The organism is Suttonella indologenes, from assembly GCF_900460215.1.
Classification (GTDB): domain Bacteria; phylum Pseudomonadota; class Gammaproteobacteria; order Cardiobacteriales; family Cardiobacteriaceae; genus Suttonella; species Suttonella indologenes.
The window spans coordinates 233326-247023 of the sequence record NZ_UHIA01000004.1; the positions used below are offsets into that span (position 1 = coordinate 233326).

The window sequence follows — 13698 nt, forward strand, 5'->3', positions numbered from 1 at the left end:
AAACTTAAGTTAGATATTGATTGTAGCTAGCTAATTTTCATAGTTATCTTGCTCATTGGTATCGCACATTCCATAACTACCTTCGCTGCAATACTTGGAGCTAATACACTTTTTGATTGATCTATGAAACTTTGAATAGCAAGTCCAAAAGCAACTCCCCAATCATTAGTAGGAACAGGTAATACATCTAAAATTTCAAGCTTAATTGGTAACCAGAATTTTAATAACTCTTTTGGTAAGTAGGGTACTAAAAGTCCTCTAGGTAAACGGGGTTTACCAAACTCAAGTGTTCCAATGGATTCAGTTGTATGTGTAACCATTTCATCGATATCAGGTAAATTTTCGTTATAAGATTGGACTGCACCACCCACTAATGACCAAATTGAAAAACTATTTTCAATCAATGGTCTATTTATAGCCCTTCCATATAAATAAGTATTACCATTTCTATCATTAACACTCATTATAGAGTCTTGAGCAACTTCGTCGTTATTTTTTAGATTTAATAAAGCACTCTGTTGACATGCATATCCTGCTAATGAACCCAATGTTGCAAAAACAGTTTCTACGTTCACTTCTTTGTCATCCGCTAAATAAGATTGAACTTTTGATAAAATTGCAGGCGAAGCAATCTTTGCCGCAATATATGGGTCTTGATCTTGTTTTTCTTTAATCTTGTTTTGTAATGCTATCAATGCTGTATCTGACATATTTTTTACCTCTAAGTAATCCGACAAAATTAAATAATTACATTATTAAACTGTTTAAAGTTCAAGTTTAACGTTGAACCGATATTAGCAAAAACACGATTTACACCGTAACGCAGTGAATCGAAATCGACATAATCACACGGTCTAAGCCAGCCTTGTTTTATCTCTTTCCACAGACGCTCAATGATATTAAGCTGTGGGCTGTAAGGCGGTAAATAAAAGATAAACAAACCACGCTGTTGCCAAATCTTTAAGCGCTTTTGAATCACTTTGGCAGTATGGACTCTGGCATTATCTAATACAAGTACCGTGTATTTGTTAATTTTTAATGATATCTCATCAATAAAGGTAAGTATATCATTAGCCATCATATTCGTTTCGCTTAGTTGGTAGTGAAACTGCATGGTTCTTGAGAGTAAGCCAAAACAGTTAATACCTTTACCCCATTGCACAGGAATGCTGATGTTTTCATCCTTGTGTTGCCAACCATAGGGTACATAGCCTGTTTGACTGATTTTGGTTTCATCACCATAATACAGGTCGATGTCGCTGTTTTGGCTTAAGTTCTCAAGTATGGCAAGTTGCTGTTTTTTTAAGTTGGTATAGTTTTAGGTGACATTGCCCTTTTAGTCGCATTCGGATGCGTTTGTAGGTGTAGCCAATACTTTTAAAAAACGCTCAAGGGTGCGTTGGCTAAATTGTTTACCTGTTTGCTCAGTGAGTTCATCCATAATGAGTTTAACTCGTTGGCGTTCTCGGCTAATACAGTCTTTGACGATTTGTTCATGCTCATGGGTGAGTATGGCTTTTCTGCCTTGTCCTGGTTTAGTCTGTAACCCTTGTATGCCATGTTCACGATAGCGTTTGACCCAGTTATAGACACTTTGGATGTTGGTGTCTAGTATGTTGGCTATATCTTTAGCTTTGTAGCCTTGGCTTTTGAGTAGGATGAGATGACATCGTTGTCGATAGACTGCTGTTTCGCCTAGTTTGTAGCCTTGCTCAAGTGCTTGTTTTTGAGTGTCTGTTAGTTCAATGGTGTTGATTTTCATTTGTGTTTAATGTTATAATGGGTAGTTGATAATATCATAACATTAATTTGGCGGATTACTTATATTGCCTCATCACAAAGACACTCACCAAATTGATAGCGTAATTATGGATATTGTTAATGATTTACAAAACCAATCCTCTTTCGACTGTGATAGCGACCTATGAAAGCTAACAACTTATATGAAATTTTAACGAATCCGAAAATTAAGCCTATTTTATATCCATTAAGAATAAAATTATTTTTGAGTGTTTTATTTGCTTGCATTAGTGGCGTGGCTATGGTACTAGGATTCTGGAGCATTGTTAAGCTGATAGCTAATAAGCATCTTTATTGGTTAATAGTTAGTGTGGTATTGTGGTTTATAGGGGCAGTATCTACAGGATTGGTATCTTATATTTCCCATTCTGCTGAGGCAACTTTCTCAATTACGATGCGTCAACTTATCATTGAACACATGGTAAGACTGCCTGCAAGTAGGTTAGCTATTCAAGACAATAATGACTTAAAAAAGTTAATTAAAGAAGACATTGATAGTTTACATCATCTATTGGCACATTTGCCAAATGAATTGGTAGCATTTTTTATCGTACCAATATTGTCAATTTCCTTGTTACTAACAATGGTTGGATGGCAATCTTTATGGGTTTTATTACCAGCGATTCTTGCATCATTATATTACCTTGTTATTGTGCCCAGAGTAACAGCCCGTGATGGTACAGCTCGAATGCAAGTCATGGGAGATATTATCACGGCGGTGGATGACTACACACGAGGTATTCGTGTCCATCGAATATTTAATGGTTGGCAAGGTCAATCATTTGCATTAAAAAACTATGACCATGCAACGATGACATTTAGTCAAAATATGGTCATGTGGGTGAGTAAAGTCGCAACCATGGCTGGGCTAGCGGTATCTTTGTTACAAGCTATAGCAACTTTCGCCATTGCCTATGTGGTTGCTTACGACTACGACACTTCAACTTTGGCAGCAACCTTGTTTTTTAGCTTGGCATTTGTCACTCCTGCACTTAAGTTAGGTCATGGCTTAGACTATGTTGCTACTGCAAAAAATTCTGCTCAGCGATTAATTCATTTCTTAAATCAACCAATTTTAGATATGGGTAAAGAATCTGTTATTGGTGACTTATCAAAGGCTTGCAAGGTTCATATTGTTCAGGGTCAATTAATCTTTCAAGACAGAATATTATTTGAAAATCTTAGTTACCAATTCGTACCTAGAACTATGACTGCCATTACTGCACCAAGTGGTACAGGTAAAACCATGCTATTACAAGTACTAGCAGGGTTTGAACCTCTAACTAAGGGAACGGTCTATATTAATGACTATCCACTTTTGACAATAGATAGCCAAAGTCGTCAAGAAGTTATTTTGTTTATTCCTCAAGGTGGCGATATCATACCTTTAACGGTTAAGGATAATTTAAAAATGGTTAATGATTCAGTGACAGATGACATGCTTACCTTGGCTCTAAATAGAGTTAGACTTGACGTTCAATTAGATAGTCCAGTTCACCTATTATCAGGCGGTGAACGTCAACGTCTATGTGTTGCCAAAACATTTCTTTCAAATGCCCATATTATTTTGCTAGATGAACCAACTAGTGCATTAGATGCTGATAATGCTCACCAATTGATGAATGAATTACGTACTCATATTATCACCAACAACAAAACTTTAATCGTAGTAACACATGATAAAACAATTATAGCTAGTGCAGATAACCACATAAATTTAGGTGGTTATACGCCTATCAAGCAAAATAAAAAGGTTATCTGTTAATGTTTAGCTCTATACACAAATTTTTTCGATATATCGTTATTTCTTTGCCACCACTTGCTCATAAGCGATTATTAGTTGTTAGTATTGGATGGCTGTCGGTCGCTTTAGCAGAAGCAATTGCTTATACGGTATTGTCATTTTCAATCTTGAATAATTTATCACCTTTTAATGTGCTTGTGTCTGCTACTATAGCCGTATTACTTACTGTTTTAGTGAGTCGGCAGGGTTACTTGACAGGTGTTAGGCTCGCAGGTGATTTATATCAAGGCTTGGGAACAGCATTAGCTTCTGCCAAACTATCATGGCTTAATCAAGCCAACCGCACTAAAGTTGCAAGTATGGCGGGAAAAAGTATCCCTCAATTTATGAGCATTCCCGCCCATCAGTTACAAATGTTTATTCATTCACCAAGTTTAGCGTTGTTTTTGATCGTAAGTTTAGGGTGGTTGACAGAAAAAACAGTTGCAATTTGGGCATTTGGTCTGCTTTTTTTCTCATTTGCTCTACAATGGTATGGTCAGTTTCTTTTATTAAGGGTAGATAAAAATCGGAATCAACTTGAATTGCTTACTAATCAATCAATACTTAATTTCGTAGAACACATTGAGCTGCTACGAACATCTAAAGGCATAGATGGAGCTGTGCAACCATTGAAAAATGAATGGCTACGTCAAAGTGATAGTTTTAGCCGTATTAATTCAATAGCAGCTCTAGCAACAGGTATTTCATTATTTGCTAGTGTACTCCCGACTGCAGGTTTAATTGGTTATTTATGGTTTGCAGGTGTCAGAATAGAGACACAAATCTTAGCTATAATTGTGCTTATTACAAGGGCGGCAGCTCCCCTTGAACAATTGGCTACCGCTACTTTCAGTATTAATGACATAAAACATTTATTCTCAGAATATAGCCAATTATATTATATACCGTCATTGAATGAACCTGATAATACAGTTGTATCGCACACTTTAAGTACCTATCAAACACTTGAAGATAGAAAGAAATTTGAAATTACCATCCATCAAGTAAACCACTCACCAATCCTAAGCAATATCAATCTTATTATCCCCTACCAAACCCATCTCCAAATTACAGGTAAAAGTGGCAGTGGTAAAAGCACTTTACTTGAATTAATACTACGTTTTGATGATCCAAAAGAAGGATATATTTGTTTGGGTGGTATTCGATTATCAGAATTTCCCTATGATGAACTTGTCAAACATATTGCTTACGTGCCACAAGAACCTATTATTTTTACAGGTACATTGGCTGAAAATATTCGTATTGGAAAGCCACAGGCCACAGATGAAGAAATTGAGAATGTTGCAAAGCAAGTAGCTTTGACAGACCTGATTCAACGTTCTCCTGACGGTATCTATTACCATGTAGGTAGGCAGGGAACAGCGTTATCTGGTGGCGAACGTCAAAGGGTAGCACTAGCAAGAGCTATAATAAAGAATGCCCCTATTTTAATTATAGATGAAGGGACTTCAGCCCTTGATGAAGGCACAGAAGTTGAGGTAGTAAAAAACATAAATAAACTTAATTCCACAGTTATTTTTGTTACCCATCGCCTATCAGATATTTGGAAGACTGATAAAATTTATGACCTAAGTAATAGGACAATTTGAAACCGTTCCTGGTGATCTTGTCGAACCATAATGGTTTTCCTACCCTTCGACAGACTCAGAACGAGCGGAAAACCTTAAATAATTTTCATTTACTTATCTTAACTATTTTGAGGTATAGCTTTGCAACATACACAATGTAACTTGTTTTGTTTGCCACCTGCAGGTAGTAGTGCCAGTATCTACGCTAATTGGAAAAAACAATAGATTCTAGAATTAATGTAGTGTCTATTGACTATCCTGGTCATGGCTCGAAAATGAATGAGCCTTTATTAAAAGACTCCAATTATTTGGCAAACAAAATTTCAAAATATATATCAGAATATTCTGATTTACCTTATATTATTTTTGGTCATAGCCTTGGTGGTGCTTTAATTTGGAAAGTGTTGCCTAATCTTTATCATTGTCATGTCATTGATAAACTGATGTTTATAGTAATTAGTGGTCGTCCTATTAATAAAGGAATGCAACATCTTCAATATCATACCCCCCCCAAGTGATGAGCAAATTTTATTTCACTTAAAGCGTTATGGAAATTTTCCCAATGAAATTTTATACAACAGCGATGCTCTAGCATTTTTTCTTCATATCATTCGCCATGATTTTGAGATAAGCAATCAGTTAATCAAAGAATCTATTGAAAAAACTAACATACCTTTGGCTGTATTTTATGGTAAGCATGACCCTGATATAGTAGATGTAGATATGATGTATGAATGGGAACAATATACTGAACAGTGGTTAGGTTGCACATCTTTTAATGGAGGACATTTTTATTTTATTAATCATGAGGAAAGAGAAAAACTTTTGAAGAAGCTAACTTTTATGGTACTTAACTACAAAAAAATTAATAATCTTACAAATAATATTGATAATCATTATCATTTGTAATAATATTATAGGAAATAACGTCTTATATACTAGCATAATGCCAGTCAGTTAAGGAAAAATTTGGTGGTAAATTGATTTTCTCTAAAATAAATATCCGCATAAATAGCGACTTTTAAAAAATGAAAGTTTTCAAGAATTGCTCTAAAATCTCTTAACTGACTGGCATTATTATATACTAGCAAGCATATTAGAGCTCTCAAAAAATTATGAATATATACAACATATTATCTTTGGAAAATTTATACAATAAAAATATTCCTATTTTTCAACACCTGCACATCATATATTGGGGCTGAATTATATTAGCACTATCTGTACGCCTGCTAGTGATTGGCAGAAATTACATGAGGATATTGAAAGAAAATTTTTGAATATTAAAAAACATAGTTGTGTTCAAAACAGCAATCCTATTATGATTGGTTGTATACCTTTTGATACCAATCAACCTTGTTCACTTCATTTTTATGAAGACCACATAAATTCAAAGAGCAAATTTTTTAGCAATGTTACAGACTCAAAAGTTCCAAAACTTCTTAAAAAACAATCTCTAGTCGATGTGGGTAAATTTAAAAATACTGTTGAAAAATGCAAATCGAAATTTCAAAACACTAAATTAGAAAAAATTGTTCTGTCTCAAGCTATTGATTATTGGTTTGAGGCACCATTACAACCTGAATGCTTTATTCGGAATTTATTACAAAAAAACTCTAACGCATATAATTTTATTTTACCTCTAAAAGATTGTTTTTTTATTTTTGGTGCGAGCCCTGAGTTGCTAATATCAAAGCAAGGTAATTATATCCATAGTAATCCATTAGCTGGTTCTAAGTAATCCGACAAAATTAAATAATTACATTATTAAACCGTTTAAAGTTCAAGTTTAACGTTGAATCGATATTAGCAAAAACACGATTTACACCGTAACGCAGTGAATCGAAATCGACATAATCACACGGTCTAAGCCAGCCTTGTTTTATCTCTTTGCATAAACGCTCAATAATATTAAGCTGTGGACTGTAAGGGGGTAGATAAAAGATAAACAAACCACGCTGTTGCCAAATCTTTAACCGCTTTTGAAGCACTTTGGCAGTATGGACTCTGGCATTATCTAATACAAGTACCGTGTATTTGTTAATTTTTAATGATATCTCATCAATAAAGGTAAGTATATCATTAGCCGTTATATTCGTTTCGCTTAGTTGGTAATGAAACTGCATGGTTCTTGAGAGTAGACCAAAACAGTTAATACCTTTACCCCGTTGCACAGGAATGCTGATGTTTTCATCCTTGTGTTGCCAACCATAGGGTACATAGCCTGTTTGACTGATTTTGGTTTCATCGCCGTAGTATAGGTCGATGTGGTTGTTTTGGTTTAAGCTTTCAAGCATCGCAAATTGCCCTTTTGGTCGCATTCGGATGCGTTTGTAGGTGTAGCCAATACTTTTAAAAAACGCTCAAGGGTGCGTTGGCTAAATTGTTTACCTGTTTGTTCAGTCAGTTCGTCCATGATGAGTTTGATCCGTTGGCGTTCCTGATTGATGCAGTTTTTGACGATTTGTTCATGCTCATGGGTGAGTATGACTTTTCTGCCTTGTCCTAGTTTGGTTTGTAGTCCTTGTATGCCATGCTCTCGGTAGCGTTTGACCCAGTTATAGACACTTTGGATGTTGGTGTCTAGTATGTTGGCTATATCTTTAGCTTTGTAGCCTTGGCTTTTGAGTAGGATGAGATGACATCGTTGTCGATAGACTGCTGTTTCGCCTAGTTTGTAGCCTTGCTCAAGTGCTTGTTTTTGAGTGTCTGTTAGTTCAATGGTGCTGATTTTTATTTGTGTTTAGTGTTATAATGGGTAGTTGATAATATCATAATATTAATTTGTCGGATTACTTATTACTCGCCTGTTACCATGGCAATAAATTCAGCTTCTGTTAATTTTGGCGTGTCATTAGCAAGCTCATAATAGCCCGCTTTTTTATCAATAAAGATTTGTGATTTCAATTTAAAATCCACCTCATCAAACAATCCTGCCGAAACATAATAATTATCCGTGCCAAACTGATGAAAATACAGATGACTGCCACAAGTTTTGCAAAATGCTCGCTCACCCCATTCAGCACTCTGATAAGTGCTGATGTGGTCGGTATCATTGGTTTTTATGCTCTGCACCATTACCGTAAAACCTGCCGAACCGCCCCATTTACGGCAGTTATTGCAATGGCAAGCGTGAATTTCTTGATTGTCCGCTGTTTCAATGGTAACGGCTTTACATAAACATTGAGCTTTCATGGATTTTCCTTTTTGGATTAACAGTTAATGTTTTAAATTATGATTTAAAACGCATCATCTTAACTTCTAAGATTTTTTACCGCAATGCGGTCAGCTTGTTTTCTATCTCGCTCTGGCATCATCATCGGCTGATACACCCCTTCTTTTAATTTATCAAATAACTCATCGCGTTCACTAGGGATAACCTGAGTTCGGGATAAGCACCCCACTAAAAAATAAAGAGCAATTGTGATAATCTACTGTTTTGACAAAACAAACCATTACAAAAGCCCTTTAACATGGAACATCTTACAACACTTTTCTGCCAAGTAGATGATTTTTGTAAAACATTTGAAGCAGACTTTAACCGCACACTCATCAGCAAACCCAACAGCAGAAACCGAAAAGCCTCTATCAGTACTTCCGAAATCATTACCGTATGGATCTATTTCCATCATATCCGCATACGTGATTCCAAAAGCTACTATCTATGGCAAATTAAAACCATTTGGAAAACAGCATTCCCCACCATGCCAAGCTACAATCGATTTATCGAATTAGCACAACGTGCATTACCTGCTATGTTGGTTTTTCTCAGTACTCAAATGGGGAAATGTACAGGCATCAGTATCGTGGATTCCACCATCTTATCTGTTTGTCACAATCGTCGAATTCATAGGCATAAAGTGTTTAAAAACATTGCTCAACGTGGCAAAAGCAGCATGGGTTGGTTCTATGGATTTAAACTTCATGCAGTGTTTAATCATGTAGGAGAGCTAGTCAATTTCTGCCTAACGCCAGGCAATGTTGATGACCGTAAAGGCTTACGACAAATGGCAAACAAACTATTTGGATTGTTGGTTGGGGATAGAGGCTATATCAGCAAAGAGTTAAGCGATTGCTTAGAAAAGAGATACAACATCACTTTACTGACAGGCAAGAAAAAGAATATGAAATCCCCGCCCCAAAGTCCTGAACAAAAAAGGTTGTTAAAACAAAGATGTGTTGTTGAAACGATTTTTGATCAGTTAAAGAATCTATGCCAAATTGAACATACTCGCCATCGTTTAGAGAAGGGATTTTTGTTGAATCTGATTTCTGGATTAACGGCATATTGCTTGTTTGCGTATAAGCCGCAGATGTTTGGGAAGAATGCTTTGGCGGCTGCTAAATAGAGGTGGCTTATCCCGAACTCAGGTTAAGCTAAAAAGAAACTTTGAAAATAATGTGGCTTTATCCTTTGCTTATCAATGGCTTAAGATATGAATGCTCAACAGACCCTAAAACAATAATCTGCTGATAATCTCCCCTGATATTAGGGGAAATTATAGAGTGTTTATGTACTTTGAAAAAACAGATGTATTTGACTAAATTTTTCTAAAAATAAGAAAAATTATTTTACAATTTGTAAGTTATCCCTTCCAAAAATAGCGCAGGATATGGAAATAAATCGGCGCGGCAAAGCAGATGGAATCGACGCGGTCGAGCATGCCGCCGTGTCCTTGCAGAAGATTGCTCCAATCTTTGATGCCGTGGTCGCGTTTGATGGCGGACATCACCAAGCCGCCCAGAAAACCCATGATGCAGACGGCGCAGCCGATAATCGCGGCCTGCCAAAGGCTGAAGGGCGTCAGCGGCGAGAGCAGCATGGCAAAAATGACTGCGGAGCCGATACCGCCGACGGTGCCGGAAATGGTTTTGGAGGGCGAGAGGGCGGGCATGATTTTTGCACCGCCAATCAGTTTGCCCCAAATGTATTGCAAGACGTCGCTGGCTTGGACAATCGTAATCAGGAAAATCAATAAGATGATGTTGCTATTGGGATTGATGCCTTCCAATTGCAGAAAAAGCAGGGCGGGGACGTGCGAGAGGCAGAAGATGCAGACGATTGCCGCCCATTGGGTTTTGGCGGTGCGTTCGAGGAAAAGCGAGGTTTCGCCGCTGAGACTGGCGACAATCGGCAGGAATAGAAAGCCGTAGACCGGAATGAAGATGGAAAACATGCCGTACCATTCCGAAAACACGAAATAATATTGAATGGGCAGCAGAAGATAAAAGCAGCACAGCATGCTGTAATAGTCGGCGCGGCGGCGATAGACGAGGGTCATGAATTCGCGCAGGGCGGCGAATGAGATGAGATAAAACAAAACTATCGTGCCGAATTTGCCGAAAAAGAAGGCGAGTAGCAGCACGATGCTCATCAGCCACCAAGCGTAAATCCGCGCATTGAGATTGGCGATGGTGGCGGTATTGCCTTTTCGGTTTTTAAGCCTGATGCCGATAAAGCTGGCGCAGAGCAAAATCAAAAATAAGCCGATAAAGATGTGCGAGACTTGCGGCAGGAGGGAGTCGGTGGCGAGCATCATGCGTTTTCCTTATGTTGAGGGGCGAGGGCAAGCAGTGCGGCGTGGCAGCGCGCGATGAATTCTTCTTTGCCTTCATAGGGGCGGATGGTCAGCGGTTCGCCGATATGCACTTGGCAGAGCAAAGGCACGGGTAGAACTTTACCTTTGGGCAGGACGTGGTTGATGTTTTCTATCCACATGGGGACGAAATTGGTCTGCGGTACTTGGTTTGCCAGATGGTAAATGCCGGATTTGAAGGGCTGTAGGGTGCAGTTTTCATCGGTATTGCGCGTGCCTTCGGGGAAGATGATGATGGATTGGCGGCGCATCAGGGCGGCTTGCATTTTTTCGGTGCTGGCTTGGGGATTGTTGCCGTCGCGTGCGACCAAAAGACCGTTAAATACATAGGTAATCACAAAACGTTTAATCGGATTGCTCAGCCAGTAATCCGCACCGGCAACAGGGCGGACGTGTTTGCGCCAACGCCGCGGCAGCGAGACCCAAATCAGGAGGAAATCGCCGTGGCTGGCATGGTTGGCGTAATACACGGTGGCATGGGTCGGCATGGAGGGAATTTCCCTTTCGCTTTTCGGGCGCACGCCGGTAAGAAAGGAGATGAACAGGCATAATATTTGGTCGGTCAGCCAAGCAAGGCGGCGTTTGATGAAATTCATGGGGCGGCTCTTCGTGTTAAGGCAAGGGCGATGTCGCGAATGCGCAGCAGGCAAGTTAAAGCGCTGCCTAAGGCAATCAGCCAAGCGGCGATTTGCAGAGGCAGAACGGCTTTATCCCAGATAGCTAAGAATGCGGCGCATAGGCAGGCAAGGGTAAATACCGCCATACGCTGCTGTTTGGCAAAAGGCCCGCGAAAACTTTGCGCCAAGCCGAGGCTGCCGCCGAATACGCGGATATATAGTCAAGGAAATCAAAAAGAGTTACAAATCCACAGGAAGTAAAAGAATAGTTTATCGATGCAATTTAATCGCCAATCCTTGCGTTTACGTTTAAGCCAAGCCCACATTTTCTCGATTGGGTTCAGATCCGGACTGTATGGCGGCAGCCATAAAATATGATGTCCCGCATCTGCGATAAGCTGTTGGGTATCCTGTCTTTTGTGAAAGCTGGCATTGTCCATAATAATGACGCTGTTTTCAGGCAATTGTGTTAACAGCAATTCTTCTACCCAACAATGAAATACATCACTATTAATACTGCAATCGTAAAGTCCTACCGCAAACAACTTGTTCTTATGTATTGCCCCAATAGCATTGCTTTGATTTTTGAGTTGCCAGTTGTACTTTTCTAAACAAGGGCAGCCTTTATGGGAATAGCCGTAAGCTCTGTTGTCATGAGATTTAAAGCCGCTTTCATCTAAGTAAATGAGGGTTCTGCCTTCAGCTTCAAATGCCGCTAACTGCTTAAGAAATAATAGGCGCTGTTGTTTGTCTGCTTTCGGATGAATTAAGGTCTTTTTTTTCGAGTAATGCCGACACGTTTTAATGCTATGGCAATAGCTCTGTCGCTACAGTTAAAGCGTCTTGCCCGTTCATAGCAATAGTCATCAGGATAAGCTTGGACGTCAGCCATTAAAGCTTCATTATCGATTTTTGCCGGTTTGCGTTCGTACTTCTTGCGTTCTATGCTTTTCTTCCAACGTTGAATAGTTGTTGCGCTGAGTCGATATTCTTCAACAAGCTTTCTGTAGCTATGACCTGATGCCAGCTTGTTCAATATCATTTGTCTGTAATCTTTTGAGTATGCCATAAGTTTTAGTGTAACTGTTTTTTGATTCCTTGACTATAGGCGGTGCCGACGGCAAATAAGGCGGCGAGATAGCCCAGCCAAGGCAATTGCGCGGCATAGCCCAAGGCGATGTAGAACAGACTGTCGGATACGCGGTCGGGCAATTCGTTGAACATTTCGCCTACCGGCGTTTTCCAGCCGCCTTCGACCGCGACCATGCCGTCAAACAAATTGCATAATAAGCGCATTTGCGCCGTCAAAGCGGCACAGATAAAAGTAAAGGGATTGGGAAAAAATACCAGCAAAGTAGCGCCGATGGCGGTAAAAACCATGCTGAGCAGGGAAATTTGATTGGGGCTGATGCGACGGTGACGCGCCAAAGCGGCGGCGATTCTTTGCACGAGCGGATGCTCGCGCGAGCTGATCGGACGACGGTTTTCAGTCATTCTAAGGTCTTTATGGTTGATAAAGGGCGAGCATTATAGTGATGAAATACGCACTTGTCTGTTTATTGAGGATTTGAATCGCACTTACGGTAAGCTTAGATCTTCGGGCCAGACGATAAACCAACCGAAACGTCCTTTTTTGAGAATCGCACCGGCTTCTTTACCTTTTTCTGTCAAATGAAAGTGTTTGCCTTCCTGTGTCTGCAAGCCCATATCGCAAAGCATTTGATTACATTCTGCAGTGCCGATTTGCCATTTATCTGCCAGTTTTGCAGCGCTTAGTCCCTGATACGGCGATTTGTTTTCCTCTGTTGCGGCAGGTTCGCCTACGGGGCGGTCTTTATCGACGACATCTAGTGAGATTTTGACTTCATCACTGATGCGAATAATGCGTTGAGCTTCGGCATAGGCATCTTGATATACGCTATGGTCTTCTTCGCGGCTGATATATACGCCCATTTCATTATTATTGATTTGGCTGTATTCATATAAATTCAGACTGGTGATGATGCAGGCATCTTCATTGATATAGCATTTGGCATGTAGATTAGGGCAGTAACTGGTGCGAACGTAATTGAGTTTTTTCAACCAATTGGCTTCGGCGGGTTGTAGTTCGCTTTTGCCATAGACGATGCGCACGTCGATTTTTAAGCGGTCTTTGTCTTCTAAAAATTCTTTGATGCGTTCATTAAGTTTGAGATAAGGACTGATGAGAAACAAACGTTCGCGCGCATTTTTTATCAATTCTTCCAAATAATAAGATGTGCCGCTGGTGTTTAAAAATTTTGCCATAGTTACCTCTCTTTAGCGAAGTC

The 13698-nt window shown here is 39.3% G+C and carries 17 protein-coding genes and 2 pseudogenes; 5 read left to right on the top strand and 14 right to left on the bottom strand.

The features are described 5' to 3' along the window. Positions 1 to 26: 26 nt before the first annotated feature. Genes DYC63_RS05150 through DYC63_RS05160 form a run of 3 tightly spaced genes read right to left on the bottom strand, consistent with a single transcriptional unit; the run spans position 27 to position 1762 of the window. The gene (locus DYC63_RS05150; RefSeq protein ID WP_115218259.1) at positions 27 to 710 is read right to left on the bottom strand and encodes a hypothetical protein; all 684 of its coding nucleotides are present in this window, start codon (positions 708 to 710) and stop codon (positions 27 to 29) included. 29 nt (positions 711 to 739) lie between these two features. Continuing rightward, the gene (locus DYC63_RS05155; RefSeq protein WP_115218260.1) at positions 740 to 1285 is read right to left on the bottom strand and encodes a transposase; all 546 of its coding nucleotides are present in this window, start codon (positions 1283 to 1285) and stop codon (positions 740 to 742) included. Positions 1286 to 1336: 51 nt separating this feature from the next. Further along, positions 1337 to 1762, bottom strand: a complete 426-nt coding sequence (locus tag DYC63_RS05160; RefSeq protein WP_115218261.1) for a helix-turn-helix domain-containing protein — start codon at positions 1760 to 1762, stop codon at positions 1337 to 1339. Between the two features lie 162 nt (positions 1763 to 1924). Here DYC63_RS05160 and DYC63_RS05165 point away from each other — a divergent pair, with 162 nt between their 5' ends. From DYC63_RS05165 to DYC63_RS05180, 4 genes and pseudogenes are all read left to right on the top strand, one after another. Next, complete coding sequence (locus DYC63_RS05165) at positions 1925 to 3565, top strand: ATP-binding cassette domain-containing protein (protein WP_115218262.1); 1641 nt, start codon at positions 1925 to 1927, stop codon at positions 3563 to 3565. Continuing rightward, the gene (locus DYC63_RS05170; protein ID WP_115218263.1) at positions 3565 to 5196 is read left to right on the top strand and encodes an ATP-binding cassette domain-containing protein; all 1632 of its coding nucleotides are present in this window, start codon (positions 3565 to 3567) and stop codon (positions 5194 to 5196) included. The genes DYC63_RS05165 and DYC63_RS05170 overlap by 1 nt, the downstream gene beginning before the upstream one ends. Positions 5197 to 5316: 120 nt before the next feature. Beyond that, a pseudogene (locus tag DYC63_RS13520) lies at positions 5317 to 6084 on the top strand (thioesterase II family protein). 286 nt (positions 6085 to 6370) lie between these two features. After that, positions 6371 to 6916, top strand: a complete 546-nt coding sequence (locus DYC63_RS05180) for a chorismate-binding protein (RefSeq protein ID WP_172459426.1) — start codon at positions 6371 to 6373, stop codon at positions 6914 to 6916. 10 nt (positions 6917 to 6926) lie between these two features. Here DYC63_RS05180 and DYC63_RS05185 read toward each other — a convergent pair whose 3' ends face one another. From DYC63_RS05185 to DYC63_RS12875, 4 genes and pseudogenes are all read right to left on the bottom strand, one after another. Next, positions 6927 to 7472 (bottom strand): transposase, encoded by a 546-nt coding sequence (locus tag DYC63_RS05185; RefSeq protein WP_172459427.1) that lies wholly within the window; start codon positions 7470 to 7472, stop codon positions 6927 to 6929. Next, on the bottom strand, positions 7457 to 7912 hold the full coding sequence (locus DYC63_RS13730) for a helix-turn-helix domain-containing protein (RefSeq protein WP_115218266.1): 456 nt from the start codon (positions 7910 to 7912) through the stop codon (positions 7457 to 7459). The genes DYC63_RS05185 and DYC63_RS13730 overlap by 16 nt, the downstream gene beginning before the upstream one ends. A gap of 62 nt (positions 7913 to 7974) precedes the next feature. Further along, on the bottom strand, positions 7975 to 8370 hold the full coding sequence (locus DYC63_RS05195) for a GFA family protein (RefSeq protein WP_064649318.1): 396 nt from the start codon (positions 8368 to 8370) through the stop codon (positions 7975 to 7977). Between the two features lie 59 nt (positions 8371 to 8429). Then, positions 8430 to 8507, bottom strand: a pseudogene (locus tag DYC63_RS12875) (NADH-quinone oxidoreductase subunit B); the annotation flags it as partial. A 141-nt stretch (positions 8508 to 8648) separates the two neighbouring features. Between DYC63_RS12875 and DYC63_RS05200 the strand changes: the two are divergent. Further along, positions 8649 to 9524 (top strand): IS982 family transposase, encoded by an 876-nt coding sequence (locus DYC63_RS05200; protein WP_115217505.1) that lies wholly within the window; start codon positions 8649 to 8651, stop codon positions 9522 to 9524. A 237-nt stretch (positions 9525 to 9761) separates the two neighbouring features. Here the strand turns inward: DYC63_RS05200 and DYC63_RS05205 are convergent, their stop codons facing one another. The 7 genes from DYC63_RS05205 to DYC63_RS05235 form a co-directional block, all read right to left on the bottom strand. Beyond that, positions 9762 to 10715 carry a phosphatidate cytidylyltransferase gene (locus DYC63_RS05205; RefSeq protein WP_115218267.1) on the bottom strand — a complete coding sequence of 318 codons (954 nt, stop codon included), beginning with the start codon at positions 10713 to 10715 and terminating at the stop codon, positions 9762 to 9764. Continuing rightward, positions 10712 to 11368 carry a lysophospholipid acyltransferase family protein gene (locus DYC63_RS05210; protein ID WP_115218268.1) on the bottom strand — a complete coding sequence of 219 codons (657 nt, stop codon included), beginning with the start codon at positions 11366 to 11368 and terminating at the stop codon, positions 10712 to 10714. The genes DYC63_RS05205 and DYC63_RS05210 overlap by 4 nt, the downstream gene beginning before the upstream one ends. Beyond that, on the bottom strand, positions 11365 to 11577 hold the full coding sequence (locus DYC63_RS12880) for a hypothetical protein (RefSeq protein WP_218564554.1): 213 nt from the start codon (positions 11575 to 11577) through the stop codon (positions 11365 to 11367). Before DYC63_RS12880 ends, DYC63_RS05210 begins: the two co-directional genes overlap by 4 nt. Before the next feature lie 42 nt (positions 11578 to 11619). Beyond that, a complete protein-coding gene (locus DYC63_RS05220) occupies positions 11620 to 12195 on the bottom strand; it encodes an IS630 family transposase (protein ID WP_115217960.1) in 576 nt (191 codons plus the stop codon). Continuing rightward, a complete protein-coding gene (locus tag DYC63_RS05225; protein ID WP_112863885.1) occupies positions 12156 to 12458 on the bottom strand; it encodes an IS630 transposase-related protein in 303 nt (100 codons plus the stop codon). Before DYC63_RS05225 ends, DYC63_RS05220 begins: the two co-directional genes overlap by 40 nt. A gap of 5 nt (positions 12459 to 12463) precedes the next feature. Next, a complete protein-coding gene (locus DYC63_RS05230; RefSeq protein WP_115218269.1) occupies positions 12464 to 12883 on the bottom strand; it encodes a CDP-alcohol phosphatidyltransferase family protein in 420 nt (139 codons plus the stop codon). A gap of 84 nt (positions 12884 to 12967) precedes the next feature. After that, positions 12968 to 13675 (bottom strand): phospholipase D family protein, encoded by a 708-nt coding sequence (locus tag DYC63_RS05235; RefSeq protein ID WP_115218270.1) that lies wholly within the window; start codon positions 13673 to 13675, stop codon positions 12968 to 12970. Positions 13676 to 13698 lie beyond the last annotated feature (23 nt).

Bases quoted from the DNA above. Each gene is read 5' to 3' on its own strand.
- DYC63_RS05210 (WP_115218268.1), bottom strand. From the start codon at position 11,368: ATGAATTTCATCAAACGCCGCCTTGCTTGGCTGACCGACCAAATATTA.
- DYC63_RS05160 (WP_115218261.1), bottom strand. From the start codon at position 1,762: ATGAAAATCAACACCATTGAACTAACAGACACTCAAAAACAAGCACTT.
- DYC63_RS05235 (WP_115218270.1), bottom strand. From the start codon at position 13,675: ATGGCAAAATTTTTAAACACCAGCGGCACATCTTATTATTTGGAAGAA.
- DYC63_RS05205 (WP_115218267.1), bottom strand. From the start codon at position 10,715: ATGATGCTCGCCACCGACTCCCTCCTGCCGCAAGTCTCGCACATCTTT.
- DYC63_RS05185 (WP_172459427.1), bottom strand. From the start codon at position 7,472: ATGCTTGAAAGCTTAAACCAAAACAACCACATCGACCTATACTACGGC.
- DYC63_RS05225 (WP_112863885.1), bottom strand. From the start codon at position 12,458: ATGGCATACTCAAAAGATTACAGACAAATGATATTGAACAAGCTGGCA.
- DYC63_RS05200 (WP_115217505.1), top strand. From the start codon at position 8,649: ATGGAACATCTTACAACACTTTTCTGCCAAGTAGATGATTTTTGTAAA.
- DYC63_RS05195 (WP_064649318.1), bottom strand. From the start codon at position 8,370: ATGAAAGCTCAATGTTTATGTAAAGCCGTTACCATTGAAACAGCGGAC.
- DYC63_RS05165 (WP_115218262.1), top strand. From the start codon at position 1,925: ATGAAAGCTAACAACTTATATGAAATTTTAACGAATCCGAAAATTAAG.
- DYC63_RS05170 (WP_115218263.1), top strand. From the start codon at position 3,565: ATGTTTAGCTCTATACACAAATTTTTTCGATATATCGTTATTTCTTTG.
- DYC63_RS05150 (WP_115218259.1), bottom strand. From the start codon at position 710: ATGTCAGATACAGCATTGATAGCATTACAAAACAAGATTAAAGAAAAA.
- DYC63_RS05230 (WP_115218269.1), bottom strand. From the start codon at position 12,883: ATGACTGAAAACCGTCGTCCGATCAGCTCGCGCGAGCATCCGCTCGTG.